This is a genomic window from Vibrio sp. 10N.222.52.B7, assembly GCF_041474275.1.
In the GTDB taxonomy this organism is placed as follows: domain Bacteria; phylum Pseudomonadota; class Gammaproteobacteria; order Enterobacterales; family Vibrionaceae; genus Vibrio; species Vibrio crassostreae_C.
This window is the reverse complement of the sequence record NZ_JBFRTU010000037.1, coordinates 1-19,837: the sequence shown is the minus strand read 5'-3', so window position 1 is coordinate 19,837 and position 19,837 is coordinate 1. Positions and strand designations below refer to the sequence as shown.

Here is a 19,837-nt window from a genome sequence, read left to right as displayed (position 1 = left end):
TATTGATTTGATGAAAAAACACCCAATACCTCTCCACTATAAACTCAGTTTCTGGTATGTTTCGCATCCCTGTTTAAGGATGTGCTATGTATACTTGTCCCTTATGCCATCACCAAGGCGTGAATCACTATTTTGAAGACAAACGCAGAGCCTATCTGCAGTGTCAGCAATGTGAACTGGTATTTGTTAAACCTGAACAAAGGTTAGAAGCAAAAGAAGAAAAAGCACACTATGATCTCCATGAGAACGATCCTAGTGATGCAGGCTATCGCCGCTTTTTATCTCGCATCGCGGATCCACTAACAGACAAAATTTCATCTAACTCACACGGGTTGGATTTTGGTTGTGGCCCAGGCCCTACGCTATCTATTATGTTAGAAGAAGCCGGACACACCATGGAGTTGTACGATATCTATTACCACCCAGAACCCTCTGTGTTGGAAAAAACGTATGACTTTATGACTGCCACGGAGGTGATAGAGCATCTTTATCACCCAGACAAAGTGTGGCAGCAATGGTTGAATTTAGTTAAACCCAAGGGCTGGATTGGTCTTATGACTAAACTAGTAATAGACGTAGACGCGTTTGCTGGTTGGCACTACAAGAATGACCCGACACATGTCGTCTTCTTTAGTCGTCAAACATTCCAGTTTTTGGCAGAGCGGGATAAGCTCGAACTAGAATTTTTTGGAAATGATGTAATTTTACTGAGGAAAGTGCAGTAATGGGTCGTAGTAAGAAATCAAGAAAGCCGGGAGCACTTGGCGCTCCGGAGCCTATGGTTACTCGTAACCGTAGTGAATCTGATGTTGAAGGTCGTGAACGTAAGCGTGTTAAAAAGCGTAAAGGCCTTAAGTCTGGCAGCCGTCACTCAGATGGTAGCGAAGCAAAACAGCGTAAAGCTGCACAAGCTCGTGATCCACGTTTAGGCAGCAAGAAAAAAATTCCGCTGATCGTTGAACCAGCGAAGAAGCCGACTAAACAAGAGCGCAAGCTATCTAACGAACAAGAGTTAGAGATGCTTGAGAATGACGCTCAACTGAACACACTCCTAGATCGTATCGAAAATGGTGAAAACCTAGGTGCTGGTCTACAGAAGTTTGTTGATGAGAAACTTGATCGTATCGAACACCTAATGGGACGCTTAGGTCTACTAGAGCCAGAAGACGATGAAGAAGAGATCTTCGAAGAAGCACCGGTTGCCTCTAAGAAGAAAGCGAGCTCTGACGAAGACTTGCTATCTCAATTCGAAGATTTCGATTTAGACAGCTTTAAAGGTTAATAGCCAGTGAACGTAACCTTATTAGCAATTGCTGGTGGAATTATCATTCTCGGCTTGGGCTCTTACGCAGGTTACCTTCTACTTCAAGTGAAGAAGCAGACGGAGTTGCAAAAGCAGCATCAAGCACTAGCCATTGAAAAACGCAACGCGACGATTTACGAAAACGTAAATACTTTGTGCTTAGCGGGCATTCAAGGGCAATGTGACTTACCTGAGATCAGTATCCGAGTGTGTATCATTATGGATAATGTTCAGGGTGATGAGCGTGTCGATTTTGATTCTGAGTATCCTGCTCTTTCTGAGCTGTACCATATCGTAAAAGATATGGCTCGCGGAGAGGCAAGACAGGAACTGACGAAGAAAGAGCGCATGCAGCAGAATCTCACGCGCCATAAGGCAGAGACTCGCTTGAATGATGCGGTCATTGAAGATCTGAAAAGGTTGCAAGAGAAGGTTAAACCTCTCAACAACCAAATCAACATTCAGATGATCTAGTCGCTAAGACTATTTAAAATAGAGGCTTGTTTAATACAGGGTGTTCTTGAGACACCTTATCTTTATAGATAGTGTTAAATGAGCCGTCTTACCTTTTGCGTCTCGTTAATCCCGACGCTTTGTTAGTGATCAAGCTAGCAGTTCTGAGTTTTTGTCTAAAAAATTGATTTTGTCTTGGAACGACCTTACAGGTCGTGTGGCAAAATAACCCGTCTATATTTTAATGTATGTAAAATGATTTGAGAGACCTTAGGTTCTCGCGGATCTAAATTGGAAATACCGCTATGTCGAGCAAGCCAGTAACAACGAATCAGCAAATCGTTTGGGATCAAGAGATCTTAAACAAGTACAACTATTCGGGACCTCGTTACACCTCATACCCAACTGCGTTGGAGTTTCATGAAGCGTTTACCGTCGCTGATTACGACATGGCGTGTACTCAATATCCTGAGCGTCCACTCTCTCTTTACGTGCATATCCCGTTCTGCCACAAGCTTTGTTACTACTGTGGTTGTAATAAAGTCATTACTCGTCACTCGCATAAAGCGGATGAGTACCTTGATGTGATTGAACATGAAATCCGCCAACGCGCCTCTTTATTGAATGGCCGTGAAGTGACGCAATTGCACTTCGGTGGTGGTACGCCAACGTTCTTGACCAAAACACAAATCACTCGTTTGATGAGTATTTTGCGTGAAGAGTTTAACTTCACCGCTGACGCTGAAATCAGTATTGAAGTTGACCCGCGTGAGATTGAGCTAGACGTACTTGACCACCTGCGTAACGAAGGCTTCAACCGCCTGAGCATTGGCGTGCAAGACTTCAATAAAGAAGTGCAGAAACTGGTTAACCGTGAGCAAGATGAAGAGTTCATCATTGCGATGGTTAAACGAGCGAAAGAGCTAGGCTTCCGTTCAACTAACCTGGATTTGATCTACGGCCTACCAAAGCAGACTCAAGCTTTGTTCGCTGAAACATTGAAGCAAGTGTTAGAAATGAAGCCGGGCCGTTTATCGGTATTTAACTACGCACACATGCCTCAGCTGTTTGCGGCGCAGCGTAAGATTAAAGACGAAGATCTACCTGAAGCGAAAGAGAAAATGGCTATCTTGCAAGATACCATCGAGACGCTAACGGGAGCGGGTTACCAGTTCATTGGTATGGATCACTTCGCACTACCTGAAGATGAGCTAGCCGTAGCACAGCGTGAAGGTATTCTGCATCGTAACTTCCAAGGCTACACCACCCAAGGTGAAGCTGACTTAATTGGTTTCGGTGTTTCTGCGATTTCTATGGTTGGTGATGCTTACGCACAAAATCAGAAAGAGCTGAAGAAGTACTACGCTCAGGTGAATGACCTGCGTCATGCACTTTGGAAAGGTGTTGCTCTAGACAGTGACGACCTTCTACGTCGTGAAGTGATCAAGCAGCTGATTTGTAACTTCAAGCTTGATAAAACAATGATCGAATCTGAGTTCTCGGTTAACTTTAATCGCTACTTCAAAGAAGATTTAGAGCTTCTACAAACTTTTATCAACGATGAGTTGGTTGAAGTCGATGATAAAGAAATCCGCGTTACTCTGCGTGGCCGCTTGCTGATCCGTAACATCTGTATGTGTTTTGATAAATACTTACGTGCAAAGGCTCGCCAACAGCAATTCTCTCGCGTTATCTAATCGCTCGATAGAGAATAGAACAATAAAAAATGCCAGCATCATGCTGGCATTTTTGTATCTGACTCATTCGATTTCTGCCTGGTTTAGGTGAGACTCTCAGTGGTATTTTGTTTGACCTTGGCACTTTGCTTGGAGTTGATGAGGTCGGTAGGCCATTGGTCAAACGGAACTGGGCGACTGTATAAGAAGCCTTGAGCAAGCGGGCACTGCAGCTGCTTGAGAAGTTCAGCCTGTTGCTGTGTTTCAACGCCCTCTGCCACCAAGCTTACTTTGAAGCCCTTAGTGATGTTAACGATGGCCGCGACGATGGAGCTATCTAGGTTCTCTTTATCAAGTTTGCTGACAAAGCTGCGGTCGATCTTAAGGCAGTCGAATGGCAGTTTGTGTAAGTAAGCCAGTGACGAATAGCCGGTACCAAAGTCATCAATCGCAATTGATATCCCTAGTGCTTTTAGAGTCAGCATGTTATCGATGATGGTCGGGTCGTTGTCGACGATGCGTGATTCGGTGATCTCTAGTGTCAGGTTGCTTGCTGGCAGATTTGTGTCTCGCAACGTGCCTTTTACTTGTTCCACAAAGCCACTTTCACTCAGTTGATCGACCGACAGGTTAACGTGAATAGAGAAGTCCTTGCTCCACTTTCCTGATTCAATCGCGATGGCAGTATCTCGACACGACTTATGTAGAATTTGCTTGCCGATATCGTCAATGAGCCCGCTCTCTTCCGCGAGAGGAATGAACTCGAGTGGCGAGATCACCCCTTCATCCGTTATCCAGCGAGCTAAAGCTTCTGCTCCTATGGTCGAGCCAGATTCCAGATCAATAATAGGCTGATAAAACGGTTCGAACTGTTGAAGCTCAATCGCTCGGTTCATCCGCGCTAATATCTTGGTGCGATGTCTCGATGCTTTGCCCATTTCAAGGCTATAAATACAGACACTGGTTTTGTCTTGTTTCGCATTGCTCAATGCAATGCTGCTGCTGCGTAGCAGGAGCGTAATGTCGTGAAGATTCGAGACATTCACTATCCCCATCGATACCTTAATCACCACGCTTTCCGATTCCATTGAAAATGGGGAAGCGAAGGTTTGAAGTAAGCGGTTAGTCAGCAGCTGAACATCATCGCTTTGCGTTACGTTTGGCGCGTAGATGGCAAACTCATCACCACCAGTGCGAGCTAGTAGGTATTCGGATGGCAGTGTGCCTCTTAAACGAGCGGCCGCAATGATAAGTAGCTGGTCGCCATTGTAATGACCTAGGCTGTCATTGATGTCTCGGAAGCGATCAATACCAATCAAATACAGTGTGCCTTTTTCGTTGTCGGGGTGTTTCTTGGCAGCGTCAATAAAGCCTTCACGGCTGTATAGCTTGGTTAATGAGTCATAGGTAAGTTGAGACTGTAATGCATGAAACGAAGCCTTTAAGTTGTTGGTCATTTCATTGAATGACTCGACCAACATGCTGGTTTCATATATATGCCCTGTTTTTGGCATGCTCGCGTCCCAATCGCCCTTAGCAAGGCGTTTTGCCGCATCCGCTGTCGAGGTGATGGGTTGGGTTGCGCGATTAAAGGCAATTAATCCTGCAATGACCCCAATGCAGCTCAGTGCTAGCCCAAGCAACCAACTGTTTCTTTGATTTTCTGGCAATTCACCGAGCAGATTGCTTTCAGGGATCGACACCCCAATAAACCACGTGAGCCCGTGCTCATCTTCGTATGGGGTGATTTGGTTGAAGTAGCGTTCGTTGTCTAGGCTAAAACTAAAGCGCTGCTCGCCCAAATTCTCGATTAGGTGGAATTGCTCTACGTAGCTAGCACTCTCACGTATGACTGGATTAGCACTCTCTGTTGCTAGTTTGCGTTGCCCTTTGTTGGTTTGTCCTGTGCCCCATGAAACGACACTGCCTCCGCCTGAGTGCGCGACCAAGCGTTGCTGCTTATCGATGATGTAAACAGAGGCATCCGTTCTATCTTTGAGCTTTCTGAGAAACGCATTGAAGGTATTGATTTTGATGTCGCTGACTACGACGGCTTTGAATTCATTATCATCATAGATAGGCGCTAGAGCAGATAAGGTGATTTCTTGACGTTCGTCAGCATTGGCATAAATTGGTGACCATAACGGTTTTTTCTGTGTCGCAATAGGTGTGTACCAAGGACGGATTCTAGGATCGTAACCTGAAATCACCGATCGAATGTCTTCACTAATTTTGCTGCCACGGTAAATGACCAGCTGATCATTGGTGCGTTCGTCTTGCACCATCAAGGTGTAGCCTTTGTTGGCTTCTTTGCGGAAACCGGCGTAGTTACCATCTTCAGAACCAAAGCCGATCGCATCGAGTTGAGGTACAGCAGTGTAATGGTCTGAAAACGTATAAAAAATATAGTCTTGGACCTTACTAAGATTGCCTGCTTGATAAAGATGGTGGTAGCCGATGTTATGGCTGAGCGAGAGGTTGGCGTGAAATGGCTTTTCTAAAAAATTAGACAGGCTTTGATGAACATTGTCAGTCAGTGATGTCAGCTGGCGTGCACTAACATCACTCACCATCTCTTTGTAGCTTAGCTTTTGAGTGAAAACCATTACACCCATAGTGAACAGAAAAATCATCACGAATGGCAGAACCACTGCGGTTCTCAAAGTAATTTGTGTTTTCAAAGACATCTTTAGCTACAACTTTAGTGGATGGCATACCTTAATTGTACCGACACTATTCAAACCAAGCGACACTTTTTTGGTTAAAAAAGTAGCTGCATCGAGAGTCATATCAGGTCAGTACAGTTCTTTTAGTTTACGAGTTAGAGTGTTTCTTCCCCAACCTAAAACTTTGGCTGCATCCTGTTTATGACCATTGGTATGGTTGAGTGCAGCCTCTAGCAGTATACGTTCAAACTCTGGCAGCGCATAAGTTAGTAGCTCTTTTTCTCCTGAATCAAGCGCACACTTTGCCCAATTAGCGAGCAGTTGTTGCCAGTTATCTCCAGTTCCTGAGGTGGTCACCACTTTTTCTTCTAGCAGCTCTGGTGGCAGGTCTGAAGGAAGAATTTCGCTGCCGCTGGCCATCACGGTAAGCCAACGACAAATGTTTTCAAGCTGACGCACGTTACCCGGCCAATTGAGCTGGTTGAGCTTCAAAATGGTCTCAGGATGCAGTGTCTTCACTTCAACACCGAGCTCTTCGGCGGCGGATGCTAGGAAGTGATGAGTCAGCTTTTCAATGTCTTGTTTACGTTCGCGAAGTGCCGGGATATGGATTCGGATAACGTTGAGTCGGTGGAAAAGGTCTTCACGGAAGTCGCCTTCATGCACTAAGCGCTCAAGATCTTGGTGGGTTGCGGCAACGATACGAACGTCTACCTTAACTGCAGAGTGACCGCCGACACGATAGAACTGACCATCAGAAAGTACACGCAACAAGCGAGTTTGGATATCGAGTGGCATGTCACCGATCTCATCCAGAAATAGGGTGCCGCCGTTGGCTTGTTCAAAGCGTCCTTGGCGAACGCTGTTAGCACCGGTAAAGGCACCTTTTTCGTGGCCAAACAGTTCAGACTCGATCAGATCTTTGGGGATTGCTGCCATGTTCAAGGCAATGAAGGGCTTCTTAGCTCTTGGGCTGTGACGATGCAGAGCGTGAGCGACCAATTCTTTACCGGTACCCGATTCACCATTGATCAGCACGGATATGGATGAGCGAGACAAACGGCCAATCGCTCGGAAAACCTCCTGCATTGCCGGTGCTTCACCGATGATTTCTGGCGCGTTGGTGTCTTCAGCGACCTCACTGGCTTGTTCGCGTTTCTGCTCTTGGCTGTGCGCGATCGCTCGTTCGACTAGAGTCAGTGTTTCATCAATATCGAACGGCTTTGGAAGATATTCAAAGGCGCCTTTTTGATAAGCATTCACCGCCGCATCAAGGTCTGAGTGCGCGGTCATAATGATCACGGGCAGGTCGGGAGAGCGTTGATGAACCTGATGCAACAGCTCAATCCCGTCAATGCCGGGCATGCGAATGTCAGACACCAATACGTCCGGTGTCTCGCGCTCAAGCGCAAGCAACACGCTCTCAGCATCAGCAAATGTTTCACACTTAATATCCGCAGATGAAAGTGTTTTCTCTACTACCCAGCGGATAGAGCTGTCGTCATCGACGACCCAAACGTATCCCTTACTCATAATTCAATTCCTTTGCAGCCAAATCTATTGTGATAATCATTGTTGTTTTTATGATGTCTTAATCTTTGTGTTACCGAGCTAAGCCTTTCATCTCGCTGTCCAATAGCGAGGTTCTTATGACCTAAATCGGTAGATAAATCGTGAATGTGGTGTTGCCTGGCCAGCTTTCAACATCAATTTTCCCATTGTGTTGATCGATCAGGTTTTGAGAAATCGATAGCCCCAGCCCTGTTCCACCTTCTCGTCCGCTGACCATTGGGTAAAACAGCGTGTCTTTTAAATCATCGGGGATGCCCGGACCGTTATCGCTGATCTCAATACGAGCTGCGAGTTTGTGTCGCTGCCCGTGAATATTTGCTTGATGCACCGTTCTGGTGCGAATGGTGATTTTGCCAGAATCTTGAGTCTTTAGAATCTGCGCTGCATTGCTCACGATATTGAGCATCGCTTGTTCAACCTGTGCCGAATCCATCAAGATGTCCGGTAGGCTCGGGTCGTAATCCCTTTCGATGGCGAGCGTTGAACCCGATTCGAGCTCTACGAGCTGCCTGACTTTCTCAAGTATCTGGTGAAGGTTCTCTTCTGATTTAGTCCCCGGCTTCTGTGGGCCAAGCAGACGGTCGACTAATGCTCTTAAGCGGTCGGCTTGCTCAATAATGATCTGCGTATATTCATTAAGAGACTGATCAGGAAGCATTTTCCCAAGTAACTGCGCCGCACCTCTTAAGCCACCGAGTGGATTTTTGATCTCATGTGCTAACCCGCGGACCAGCAACTTAGCCGCTTGTTGTTGTGCATGTTGGTTGAGCTCTTGGCTAAGGCGTCTTTGCTGGTCTATCTTGCGCATCTCAACCAATAACAGCGTCTCTCGCTGCCAAGATATTGGGCTAACCGTGACTTCAAGCATCAGTGGGCGGTTATCAACAACGAAGGTAACGTCACTGTCGGTAATGCTCTGGCCACTTTGTAGCGGTTGCGTCAGAAGCGCCAAATCAAGTGAAGCGTGTTGGATAAGTTGGCTCAGTGGATGATCAACGATGCGTCGTGCGCTCTGTGAAAAGAGCTGCTCAGCCGCCGGATTTGCGTATCGGACATACAATTGCTCATCGAGCATTAATGTCGAAGTCACCATATTGTCGAGAATGGCGCTGGAAAGATGGTGTGTATCTATGCTGTCGCTTTTGGCTGATCGATTCACTATTTCGTCCTTGAACTGGTGTTTTTCTCACTGCACCAAATTGGTGCGCAACTAAGTTCAAGTATGGCGCATATCAACCAGAAGCTAAAGATAATTCATTAGAGTCGCTGAAAGCTGCTTCGATTAGGTGAAAAGTAGAGGTTATTTGGCCTCTTTTAACACATTGGCCTACTTGAGCGTCGCTCGATGTAAATACACGGTGACTGGACTAGTAGATGCAATAAGCTTGCCGCTTCTATGTGCTTGAATTGCAATGGTGTGAGTACCTCGATCGATACCTTTTAATTCCCAAATAGGTTGGGTCTGTGGGGCGCCATATCGACGGCCATCGAGCATCAATTGTAATTGCTCACCTATACCAAGCTTTCGGTTGAGTTCTATCTGAATCGGGATTAAGCCGCGATTACTACGAATGGTTTGATCATGAACTGGAGTCAACATGGTGAGGGCTAATTGAGTAGGAACCTCGCGCTTTGTGGTTTCGGTTTCTGCCTGAGTTTTGGCTGGCGTTGCCGTTTTAGTTGTAGAGGAAGCAGCAGCGTCAACCGGAGTTGAGGCCTCAAATTTAGGGGCGGGTGCTGAAGCTTGCACATCTGGCAGGCGAAGAGCCTCGGCATCTTGAGCGCTAGGGTTATCACTAAAGTGGAGCACGCCATCTTCATCTATCCAGGTATACACCGTTTGAGCAGAGCACGAGAGCGCGACTGTTAACCCGATTAGGAACAGTATGTTTTTCATATCTTTAGCCTCTTTTCACCGCTAGGTGATTTCACGTTTGGCGTTGGTTTTATTGTATTTAGCGCGACAGCCTCTGAGGGCTTTTGTCTAAGGTATGGTACGAGGAAGCGGGGGGAGGGAGAATATAAAAAAGGCCCGCCTGCGAGGCGAGCCTAATATTTAGTCAGCGATTCTTACAAGGTTGCAGTAAGAAATGGCTTATCTCTACAGGAGATTAAACTGAGTAGTACAGTTCAAACTCAAGTGGGTGTGTAGCCATGTTCACGCGTTGTACGTCGTCAGATTTCAGAGTGATGTAAGAATCGATGAAATCGTCAGAGAATACGCCGCCAGCTGTTAGGAACTCACGGTCTTCGCTAAGCGCTGCTAGAGCTTCTTGTAGAGATTCTGCAACTGTTGGGATTTCAGCTGCTTCTTCTGCAGGAAGGTCGTATAGATCTTTATCCATAGCTTCGCCTGGGTGAATCTTGTTCTTGATGCCGTCAAGGCCAGCCATAAGCATTGCTGAGTAGCATAGGTATGGGTTAGCTGCTGGGTCACCAAAACGTAGCTCGATACGACGTGCTTTAGGGCTTGGTACTACTGGGATACGGATAGAAGCAGAACGGTTACGTGCTGAGTAAGCAAGCATTACAGGTGCTTCGAAACCAGGTACAAGACGCTTGTACGAGTTAGTTGATGGGTTAGCAAACGCGTTGATTGCACGAGCGTGCTTGATTACACCACCGATGTAGTAAAGAGCCATTTCAGATAGGCCGCCGTACTTATCACCAGCAAACAGGTTAACGCCGTCTTTTGCTAGAGATTGGTGAACGTGCATACCAGAACCGTTGTCACCAACTAGTGGCTTAGGCATGAATGTCGCTGTTTTACCAAATGCGTGAGCAACGTTGTGTACAACGTACTTGTAGATTTGAGTTTCATCAGCTTTCGCTGTTAGCGTGTTGAAGCGAGTAGCGATTTCGTTTTGACCCGCAGTTGCTACTTCATGGTGGTGAGCTTCAACAACTAGGCCCATCTCTTCCATTACTAGACACATTGCTGAACGGATGTCTTGAGATGAATCTACTGGAGCTACTGGGAAGTAACCGCCTTTAACGCCAGGACGGTGACCTTTGTTACCGCCTTCGAAGTCAGAACCTGTGTTCCAAGCTGCTTCTACGTCATCGATCTTGAAGAAAGAACCGGACATGTCGTTTGAGAACTTAACGTCGTCAAATAGGAAGAATTCTGGCTCTGGACCAACTAGAACTGTGTCTGCGATACCTGTAGAACGTAGGTACTCTTCAGAACGTTTAGCGATAGAGCGTGGGTCACGGTCGTAGCCTTGCATTGTTGCAGGCTCAAGGATGTCACAACGGATGTTTAGTGTTGCGTCTTCTGTGAATGGGTCCAGTACAGCAGATGCTGCGTCTGGCATCATTACCATGTCAGATTCGTTAATGCCTTTCCAACCAGCTACTGAAGAGCCGTCAAACATTTTGCCTTCTTCGAAGAAGTCTGCATCAACTTGGTGAGAAGGAATAGAGATATGCTGCTCTTTACCTTTTGTATCAGTAAAACGTAAGTCGATAAATTTAACTTCGTTCTCTTGGATCAGGGATAGTACATTTTCTACTGACATCTTGGATAACCTCCAGTGTTATTAATTCGGTATTAGCTCGATTCGGTTGAAACTAGCATTGATTAATGTCTATAAGTGCATTAATCGATGCTGATTTATCTACTGCCAAAAACGTGCCAAAAAAATTATTCCATTAATTTCAATGATTTACTTGTTTTGCGATTTTTCTTAATCTGGTTTTTGCACCAAAATGATCTCTAGTTGCACTTTATTGGTGCAACTGTTTGTCTGTGCACCAATATGAGACATAAGCGAGCACCATTCAGCAATGAATTGCCTAAGTTGTCAATCCACTTTTGTTATTTTGCGGGAGATTTGGCTCGCCACTCGTAGGTGATACTTTTTTAGAGTCCTACGAATTTGGCTGCTCAACACTGTACTGAATCAAAGTTAAGCGGATATGAATCGCTAATAAAGAAAAAAGCCTTGGTTCAGATCACATATTTCTGGGTTTTTGTCTAGAATCTGGTATATTATTGACCGTTTTTTAAATCAAGCTAGCGGTTATTATCCAAACTTTTGAGATAAGTGACGGCTACTTTTATGAGTGAATCGAGAATCCATGTCTACTCCACAGATTGATAAGTTAAGAAATATCGCGATCATCGCGCACGTTGACCACGGTAAAACGACTTTGGTTGATAAACTGCTACAACAGTCAGGCACTCTTGAGTCTCGTGGTGAAGCTGAAGAGCGTGTCATGGATTCGAATGACATCGAAAAAGAGCGTGGCATTACCATTCTTGCTAAGAACACAGCAATCAACTGGAATGATTACCGCATCAACATCGTAGATACTCCGGGACACGCGGACTTCGGTGGTGAAGTTGAGCGTATCATGTCTATGGTTGACTCTGTTCTGCTTATCGTTGACGCAGTTGATGGCCCAATGCCTCAAACTCGTTTCGTAACGCAAAAAGCATTCGCACACGGTCTTAAGCCAATCGTTGTAATCAACAAGATTGACCGCCCAGGCGCTCGTCCTGATTGGGTTATGGATCAAGTATTCGACCTTTTCGACAACCTAGGTGCTACTGATGAGCAACTAGACTTCACAGTTGTTTACGCTTCAGCTCTAAACGGCTGGGCAACAATGACTGAAGGCGAAACTGGCGAGAACATGGAACCATTGTTCCAAGCTGTTGTTGATACAGTAGACGCGCCTGCAGTTGACCTTGACGGTCCACTACAAATGCAAATTTCGCAACTTGATTACAGCTCTTACGTAGGTGTTATCGGTGTTGCTCGTGTTACTCGTGGTTCTGTTAAACCAAACCAACAAGTAACTATCGTCAATGCAGAAGGCAAAAAACGTAACGGTAAAGTAGGTACAGTTCTTGGTTACCTAGGTCTTGACCGTCACGAAGTTGAGCAAGCTAACGCTGGCGACATCATTGCAATCACTGGTCTTGGTGAGCTGAAAATTTCAGACACTATCTGTGACGTAAACAATGTTGAAGCAATGACTCCGCTTTCTGTTGATGAACCAACAGTAACAATGACGTTCCAAGTAAACACTTCTCCGTTCGCGGGTAAAGAAGGTAAGTTCGTTACTTCACGTAACATCCTTGAGCGTCTAGAGAAAGAACTAGTACACAACGTTGCACTACGTGTTGAAGAAACTGATAACCCAGATCGTTTCCGTGTTTCAGGTCGTGGTGAACTTCACCTATCTATCCTGATCGAAAACATGCGTCGTGAAGGTTTCGAGCTAGCTGTATCTCGTCCAGAAGTTATCATCAAGAAAGACGAAGATGGCAACCTAACTGAACCGTTTGAAACTGTGACTATCGACGTGCTTGAAGAGCACCAAGGTGGCATCATGGAAAACATCGGTCTACGTAAAGGTGAGCTAACTGATATGTCTCCAGATGGCAAAGGCCGTGTTCGCATGGACTTCATGATGCCTTCTCGTGGTCTTATCGGTTTCCAAACTGAGTTCCTAACTCTAACGTCTGGTTCTGGTCTTCTTTACCACTCATTTGATCACTACGGTCCTCACAAAGGCGGCGTAATCGGTCAACGTAACAACGGTGTTCTAATCTCGAACGCAACTGGTAAAGCTCTGACTTACGCACTATTCAACCTACAAGAACGTGGTCGTCTATTTGCTGAGCACGCGGATGAAGTATACGAAGGTCAAATCATCGGTATTCACAACCGTTCAAACGACCTAACAGTAAACTGTCTGAAAGGTAAGCAGCTAACGAACGTTCGTGCATCTGGTACTGATGAAGCACAGGTTCTTTCGCCACCTATCCGTCACACTCTAGAGCAAGCTCTTGAGTTCATCGACGAAGACGAACTAGTAGAAGTAACGCCAGTAAGCATTCGTATCCGTAAGAAGCTTCTTACGGAAAACGAACGTAAGCGTGCAGCACGTCCAGCTAAGGCTTAATTGCCAGCTGACTAGCTTCTAGCTAAGTAGATAAGAAAGCCCCGAGTAGCCTAGCTGCTCGGGGCTTTTGTTTTTTAGTTTGTTTAGATACGGTTAAACGAGATTTCGTCATCCTCAAGAGGGAGGAACGACCGAGTTGGGGATCTAGCTTTTGATACATAAGTAACGCTCAACGAATTGAAGCCGTTCTTCGACTGGCATAAACGGCACTTCAACCACCTCATAGCCAAGTTCTTGGTAGACTCTTTCTAAAGCGTGGTGAATCTCTAGCGCTTCCTCAAACGGATAAGGTCTCACATCATCTTGTACATAAATTGAAGCCTCAGGGCGACAGAACAAGGCTTGTGAGTGGTAGCCTTTGCTTGCTTCTCGGTAGGCCGCATCTATCTCTAGGTTAGCCTGAGCCAAATAGCCACAAATGTCTGGAATAGCGCGATCGAGAAAGGCAATCGGATGTTGATTGGCTTGGTCTTTTTGCTCGCTCATCACACCTAAACAAAGCTCAGCAAAGCCGGGAAGGTCTACCCAAGGCAAGATACCGTTTTCAAGCTGACTTTGCTGTTCTATTAACTGGCGAGAGGACTCTGCGAAGGTGGGGTAACTCGCACCAGCCAACGCATTTATCAGTGTGGTTTTTCCGGCACCAGGGCCGCCAGTTATAATGATTGGGTTCATACGGGCTTATCTTGTTTTGTCTTTTCAGGCGTTACTTCTGATTTAGCTGAGCAAGGAATTTATCCGACTCGGCAATCGCTGCATTCATCTGTTTGATCGCGTACGCGATGTCTTTTTCTAAGCTCATAAACTCACCTTGCAGTGAACCGACAGCGCTCGCATTGAGGTTGTGCTTCAAGTAAAGCGTGTTGTCGCGAAGGGTATTGAGCACTGGGTCCATTTTCTTCTCGGCGCGCTTCATTGCTGACAGCATCGTTTGGTAAGACAATTTAGTTTCACGAAGCTTTTGCTCGCTCGAGCGGCGCAGTGAATCACTGGTGTAGAGATCTAACTCACTCTGCCACTCTTCAAACAGCGCATCCGACACATCTTCAATCGCAGCAATCCGGTCACTGACATTTTGCGCGGCTTTCTCGCTGTCTTGGTATTTATCGTTGATTTGGTTGTACATGTCTTCAAGGTCGCCGCCACTGAAATTAGTCAGGCTACTCAAGGCTTCAAGTGCGCTGGTAAACTCTTCCTGAGCATCCTGCTGCGACTCTTTAGCGTCTTCCACTCTATCGACCATAATGTCACGCTTGTGGTAACCCACTTGTTCCATGGCGGAGTAATAAGCTGACTGGCATCCAGTAAGAGTAAAAATAGAGAGGACTATAACTATTAAATAAGGCATCCTAGTTTCCTATAGTTAAGTAACGGAATATTAATTAGGACTATGAACGAGTTACAAGGGAGTTACAAGTTGAAGATAAAAAAGGTCGCCACACTCAGTATTCAGTTTTCTCGCTATCTTTTGGCGCGAATGACGCATGATAGAGTCAACGTGAATGCGGGCTACTTGGCGTACATTACTTTGCTCTCGATCGTACCGATGTTGACGGTTCTGCTCTCTATCTTGTCGTCATTCTCCATCTTTGCTGATGTTGGTATCGTGATTCAAAACTTCGTTATTACAAACTTTGTTCCCGCGTCTGGGGATGCCGTACACGGTGCCTTGTTAGAGTTCGTTGCCAATACTGGAAAAATGACGGCGGTCGGTAGTGTGTTCTTATTCATTGCAGCGCTGATGTTGATCTCGAATATCGATAAGAACCTAAACTACATCTGGCGTGTTAATGAGAAGCGACGTGCGGTATTGTCGTTCTCTATGTACTGGATGGTGCTAACACTTGGGCCGATCTTGGTTGGGGCGAGTATTGCTGCCACTTCGTATGTGACATCGCTCAGTCTGCTACAAAATGAAGTCGTATCTGGCGCCTTTAATACCGTAATTCGCAAACTGCCTTTGATTCTCTCTTTCTTTGCGTTCTTCGGTTTGTACTTGTTGGTTCCCAACAAAAAGATACATTTTTCTCACGCAGCGGCAGGTTCTCTGGTTGCAGCTCTGTTGTTCGAACTCAGTAAGAAAGGCTTTGCGGCCTACATTACTCAATTCCCTTCTTATCAGCTGATCTATGGCGCTTTAGCGGCGATTCCGATTCTTTTTGTTTGGGTGTATTTGTGTTGGTTGATCGTGCTGGTGGGCGCTGAAGTGACGGCTGCATTGGGTGAGCACGAACAGTGGAGTGACACGCAAGAAATGGTACACTCTTCGGATAACGACAAAATCACAGAGCAAGGAAACAACAGTGATAGCACTGATCCAGAGAGTAAGTGAAGCTGCCGTCCGTGTTGATGGCGAAGTAGTTGGTGAGATTGAACAAGGCTTATTAGTTTTGTTAGGCGTAGAAAAAGGTGACGACGAAGCCAAAGCCAAACGTTTGATGGAACGAGTGACCACTTATCGTGTCTTTGGAGATGAAGACGATAAAATGAACCTCAACGTGAAGCAGGTAGAAGGTAAGGTATTAGTGGTGTCTCAATTCACTCTGCCGGCCGATACCAAGAAAGGGACTCGAGCAGGGTTCTCTCGTGGTGCTCACCCAGAAGATGCTGAGCGTCTTTATAACTATTTCTCTGACCAGTGTGAATCAGTGTTACCAACGGAACGTGGCCGATTCGCAGCCGACATGAAAGTGTCTTTGGTTAATGATGGCCCAGTGACATTCTGGCTGCAGGTTTAGGCTTAAAGGAATAAGCATGTTTAAACTCATAACACCAACCACCGAAAATCAGCTAAACAAGTATTACCATTTTCGTTGGCAGATGCTCCGTGAACCTTGGCGAATGCCGGTAGGTTCTGAGCGCGATGAATATGACCCAATGAGTCACCATCGCATGATTGTTGATGGTCGTGGTCGCCCGATGGCGATTGGTCGTCTGTATATCACCCCAGATCTGGAAGGTCAGATCCGCTATATGGCGGTGAAGAAATCTCGCCAAAGTAAAGGCATGGGTTCGTTGATTCTAGTCGCACTTGAGTCATTGGCTCGCCAAGAGGGTGCTAAGCGCTTGGTGTGTAATGCACGTGAAGATGCGATCTCATTCTATGAGAAGAATGAATTTGAACGTCGCGGTGAGATTAACGATCAACGTGGCCCTGTGCGTCACCAACAGATGGTTAAGCATCTTGACCCAATGGCAGACGTTCTACGCAAGCCTGAGTGGTGTAATGAGCTTCAGCAGCGCTGGGAACATCAGATCCCGATCAGTGACAAGATGGGCATCAAGATCAACCAATACACGGGTTACCAATTTGAGTGTAGTGCTCAGCTGAATCCTAACTTGAACCCTCATAACACCATGTTTGCAGGATCTGCCTTTACCTTAGCGACCTTAACTGGTTGGGGTATGACTTGGCTATTGATGAAAGAGCGTGGGTTGACCGGTGATATCGTGCTGGCAGACAGTAATATTCGTTATCGTCACCCAGTCGAGCAAAACCCTGTTGCCTCTACTTCATTGGATGGGATCAGTGGCGATTTAGATCGCCTCGCGTCTGGCAGAAAAGCTCGTATCATCATTCATGTGACCATTAACAGTGGCGATGTGGAAGCGGTTGAGTTTACGGGAACCTATATGCTGATCCCTGATTATAAAAAGATACTCTCGACAGATTCTAATGTGAGCGAATAGCCCACATCTAGCACTCCGTTGATTTGGTAAGATATTGATTAAAAGCGCTACTCCTGTGGAGTGGCGCTTTTTTGTTGGCAGTCGTTAATCTCCGAATACTCAGCTTGGGTGAGCTTTCCTGAGATTTGATGACATGGGTCCGATAGGGTAATCGAGAGGGTGTGTTGCTCGGCTTTAAGCAAGTCGAGTTCTCCAGAAGCCTCGCCATTGAGCGTTTGAACCCTTTGTTCGCCTTGCTCTGCTGCTGACGTACCAATAATGTGCATCGGTTCGAGAGTGAAGCGCCCACGGTCAAAATGCGCATTAAGCTCTGGAATTTCAAACACGTTATCAGTCGATGTTTCAGAAAGCTTATCGTTAAAGGTCATCACACCCTGGCGAACGCTGCCAGTGAGTTGCCCTGTGGTTGAGTAACCGAGCATCAGTGAGTCGCCATATAAACCTGCGGCTTGAAGTTCAAACTCGCCATAGCCGGTTGCATCGAGTGGTAATTCAAGTCGCTGCAGCATAGGCGCAATGGGTAACCCATCGGCAGAAATATCTAAGCTCCATGGCTTGCTGATTTGGTTAAAATCGAGCGTTGCATTGGCTTCAATGTAGCCATTCCTGAGTGGTGCAAACAGACGAGTCAGCGTCCATTTTCCTTGTTCGCTATTCATCTCAACCACAGGCTGTGCGCTGAGAATATTTTGGTAGCTGGCATCATTGGCGCTCGCCATCAGCTTCCCTTGCCACAAGCCCAGTTTTCTATCTTGCAGCAGTTGAACTTGATGCCCCTCGACATGTAATCCAGAGACCTGCCAGTAAGGCGTTTGTGCTAGTTGGATAAGTTGGCTGCGTTCTATATTAAGTCGGTTAATCTCGACGTTCTGGAGCTGTGTGAGCCAAGGCAATAGGCGAGCGGCCGGTAGAGGGCTATCTTGGTTTTCGGTAATCCACTTGATGCCTTGCAGGTCGAGCTGCGCCAATTGAATGCTGCTAGGGGCGACTTCGCCATTGAGCTGAACAGTGCCCTGCAGGAATTGAGTATAGAAATCCTCAATCAGAATCCGGTTTGCTTCTAGGTTGAGCTTGAGGCTTGGCTCGATGAACATGTCATCATCAATGGTCACTCCTTCTGCCTGTAGAGAAAAAATGGCTTTCTGTTGTTTCCAGATTTCAAAAGGCAGTTGGATATTTTCTAATGAGGCATCAAAGGCAGCGAGGTGGCCATCTTGCCACTCTACGTCGCTACGCAGAATATCTAAGCTATTGATGTGATTAATCTTAATGCCTGCAACATCCCACTCTTTGCTTAGTAGGTTTTGGGTCTGTTTCTGATTGAGTCGTAAGCCATCGACGGTCACATTCACCAACGACCAATCTTGTTGATACTGCTCTGCTTGTCCGGAAATCTTGGCGCCACGCCAGTCAAACGAAGCACCATAAAGGGTGCTGTCGCTAGGTTTTAAGTCTAGGTCAATCAACAGATTATCGAATGCCTCACCTTGCCAATACAGTTGTGAGGCAGAGAGTTGGGTTTTTCCATAAGGTAGCAGCGAGTTATCGTTGTTCCACGTTGGGGCGGAGATCTGCAGGTCGATGCCTCGCGCATTAAACTCTGGCGTCGAAAAGTCGAGATTGTTGATGGCCAGCTGGTGGAGCTTGATGTTTGGTTGGGTAAATAAAGAAGTCAGTGTTTTTAGATCGTCTGCCTCTAATTGTAGGCCGCTGATCAAAACAGATTCAAAGACCAGTTTGGCCTCTGTCATCGAGCTGGGGCTGAACCAAAGATCGATCTTGTCGATATACAGAGGTGTTTGCTTTTCTGGTTGGCTTTGGGTAATGCCCATTAAGGTGATGTGATAAGGCGCCTGATACTCAACATCTTCAATGAATACAGGTTGTTCAATCGTATGTTTGATAAAAAAGTTGGCAACATCCGCACGGTATTGGGTCTGCAGGCTTAATAGCAGCGCTGCGATAGTTGCAACGGCGATAGCCAACACAATGCCGAACACCATGAATACCTTTTTCATTCCCTGAAAGCCTTAAATTTCAATAGTCTTAAAACAGAGTGGAACAAAAAGGGTCAAGCATCAACAAAAAAGCCCCTCAAAAGAGGGGCTTGCTACAAAAATATCATTTTAAATTGGGCGTTTGCTTTTGGCTAAGCCCGAGCAGATGGTTGGATTAGTCCAGTTGAGGACCAGCTGCAACCAGTGACTTACCTTCAGCGTTGTCTGTGTACTTATCAAAGTTGTTGATGAAGCGCTCGGCTAGATCTTTCGCTTTGCTTTCCCATTGTAGAGGGTCAGTGTACGTATCGCGTGGGTCAAGGATCGCTGGGTCAACATCGTGCAGCGCTAGTGGCACTTCTAGGTTAAACATAGGGATAACCTTAGTTTCAGCGTTGTCGATTGAGCCATCTAGGATAGCGTCGATGATGCCTCGCGTATCTTGGATAGAGATACGTTTACCAGTACCGTTCCAACCTGTGTTCACTAGGTAAGCTTCAGCGCCAGCTGCTTCCATACGCTTCACAAGCACTTCAGCGTACTGAGTTGGGTGAAGAGTTA

The 19,837-nt window shown here is 46.2% G+C and carries 17 protein-coding genes; 8 read left to right on the top strand and 9 right to left on the bottom strand.

Translation table 11 applies throughout. From position 1 onward, the window contains the following. The first annotated feature begins 86 nt into the window (after window positions 1-86). The 4 genes from AB4512_RS11760 to hemN all read left to right on the top strand — a co-directional run bounded on the left by AB4512_RS11760 (window position 87) and on the right by hemN (window position 3,453). Window positions 87-725, top strand: coding sequence for a class I SAM-dependent methyltransferase (locus AB4512_RS11760; protein ID WP_010433503.1), 639 nt, complete (start codon window positions 87-89; stop codon window positions 723-725). Next, window positions 725-1,282 (top strand): Der GTPase-activating protein YihI, encoded by a 558-nt coding sequence (gene yihI / locus AB4512_RS11755; protein ID WP_017060163.1) that lies wholly within the window; start codon window positions 725-727, stop codon window positions 1,280-1,282. Before AB4512_RS11760 ends, yihI begins: the two co-directional genes overlap by 1 nt. Before the next feature lie 6 nt (window positions 1,283-1,288). Then, the gene (locus AB4512_RS11750) at window positions 1,289-1,777 is read left to right on the top strand and encodes a DUF2489 domain-containing protein (RefSeq protein ID WP_017060164.1); all 489 of its coding nucleotides are present in this window, start codon (window positions 1,289-1,291) and stop codon (window positions 1,775-1,777) included. Between the two features lie 284 nt (window positions 1,778-2,061). After that, window positions 2,062-3,453: an oxygen-independent coproporphyrinogen III oxidase gene (gene hemN, locus AB4512_RS11745; RefSeq protein ID WP_017065810.1), complete on the top strand. Its 1,392-nt coding sequence runs from the start codon at window positions 2,062-2,064 to the stop codon at window positions 3,451-3,453. An 83-nt stretch (window positions 3,454-3,536) separates the two neighbouring features. On the opposite strand, the gene AB4512_RS11740 is transcribed toward hemN, so the two are convergent. The 5 genes from AB4512_RS11740 to glnA all read right to left on the bottom strand — a co-directional run bounded on the left by AB4512_RS11740 (window position 3,537) and on the right by glnA (window position 11,191). Beyond that, window positions 3,537-6,119 (bottom strand): EAL domain-containing protein, encoded by a 2,583-nt coding sequence (locus AB4512_RS11740; protein ID WP_372174939.1) that lies wholly within the window; start codon window positions 6,117-6,119, stop codon window positions 3,537-3,539. Between the two features lie 108 nt (window positions 6,120-6,227). Continuing rightward, on the bottom strand, window positions 6,228-7,631 hold the full coding sequence (gene glnG / locus AB4512_RS11735; protein WP_048661285.1) for a nitrogen regulation protein NR(I): 1,404 nt from the start codon (window positions 7,629-7,631) through the stop codon (window positions 6,228-6,230). 121 nt (window positions 7,632-7,752) lie between these two features. Next, window positions 7,753-8,829, bottom strand: coding sequence for a nitrogen regulation protein NR(II) (gene glnL / locus AB4512_RS11730; protein ID WP_019826501.1), 1,077 nt, complete (start codon window positions 8,827-8,829; stop codon window positions 7,753-7,755). A 168-nt stretch (window positions 8,830-8,997) separates the two neighbouring features. Then, a complete protein-coding gene (locus AB4512_RS11725) occupies window positions 8,998-9,567 on the bottom strand; it encodes a DUF4124 domain-containing protein (RefSeq protein ID WP_017059222.1) in 570 nt (189 codons plus the stop codon). Window positions 9,568-9,781: 214 nt separating this feature from the next. Then, window positions 9,782-11,191: a glutamate--ammonia ligase gene (glnA, locus tag AB4512_RS11720; RefSeq protein WP_017059221.1), complete on the bottom strand. Its 1,410-nt coding sequence runs from the start codon at window positions 11,189-11,191 to the stop codon at window positions 9,782-9,784. Between the two features lie 562 nt (window positions 11,192-11,753). Here glnA and typA point away from each other — a divergent pair. After that, entirely contained in the window at window positions 11,754-13,589 is a 1,836-nt protein-coding gene (typA, locus tag AB4512_RS11715) for a translational GTPase TypA (protein WP_017059220.1), read from the top strand. A gap of 144 nt (window positions 13,590-13,733) precedes the next feature. Here the strand turns inward: typA and AB4512_RS11710 are convergent, their stop codons facing one another. Both AB4512_RS11710 and AB4512_RS11705 read right to left on the bottom strand, forming a co-directional pair. Beyond that, window positions 13,734-14,264 carry an AAA family ATPase gene (locus AB4512_RS11710; protein ID WP_136977390.1) on the bottom strand — a complete coding sequence of 177 codons (531 nt, stop codon included), beginning with the start codon at window positions 14,262-14,264 and terminating at the stop codon, window positions 13,734-13,736. 31 nt (window positions 14,265-14,295) lie between these two features. Then, window positions 14,296-14,937: a DUF2959 domain-containing protein gene (locus AB4512_RS11705; RefSeq protein WP_029235366.1), complete on the bottom strand. Its 642-nt coding sequence runs from the start codon at window positions 14,935-14,937 to the stop codon at window positions 14,296-14,298. A gap of 42 nt (window positions 14,938-14,979) precedes the next feature. Between AB4512_RS11705 and AB4512_RS11700 the strand changes: the two genes are divergently transcribed. Genes AB4512_RS11700 through AB4512_RS11690 form a run of 3 tightly spaced genes read left to right on the top strand, consistent with a single transcriptional unit; the run spans window position 14,980 to window position 17,279 of the window. Continuing rightward, a complete protein-coding gene (locus AB4512_RS11700) occupies window positions 14,980-15,921 on the top strand; it encodes a virulence factor BrkB family protein (RefSeq protein ID WP_136974393.1) in 942 nt (313 codons plus the stop codon). Beyond that, window positions 15,893-16,327 carry a D-aminoacyl-tRNA deacylase gene (dtd, locus tag AB4512_RS11695; RefSeq protein ID WP_004735590.1) on the top strand — a complete coding sequence of 145 codons (435 nt, stop codon included), beginning with the start codon at window positions 15,893-15,895 and terminating at the stop codon, window positions 16,325-16,327. Before AB4512_RS11700 ends, dtd begins: the two co-directional genes overlap by 29 nt. 16 nt (window positions 16,328-16,343) lie before the next feature. Next, on the top strand, window positions 16,344-17,279 hold the full coding sequence (locus AB4512_RS11690; RefSeq protein WP_102394592.1) for a bifunctional GNAT family N-acetyltransferase/hotdog fold thioesterase: 936 nt from the start codon (window positions 16,344-16,346) through the stop codon (window positions 17,277-17,279). 47 nt (window positions 17,280-17,326) lie between these two features. On the opposite strand, the gene AB4512_RS11685 is transcribed toward AB4512_RS11690, so the two are convergent. Both AB4512_RS11685 and AB4512_RS11680 read right to left on the bottom strand, forming a co-directional pair. Next, the gene (locus AB4512_RS11685; RefSeq protein ID WP_137002239.1) at window positions 17,327-19,297 is read right to left on the bottom strand and encodes an AsmA family protein; all 1,971 of its coding nucleotides are present in this window, start codon (window positions 19,295-19,297) and stop codon (window positions 17,327-17,329) included. Between the two features lie 154 nt (window positions 19,298-19,451). Continuing rightward, window positions 19,452-19,837, bottom strand: a 386-nt coding sequence (locus AB4512_RS11680) for a phosphoenolpyruvate carboxykinase (ATP) (protein WP_372174938.1), incomplete at its 5' end; no start/stop codon positions are given.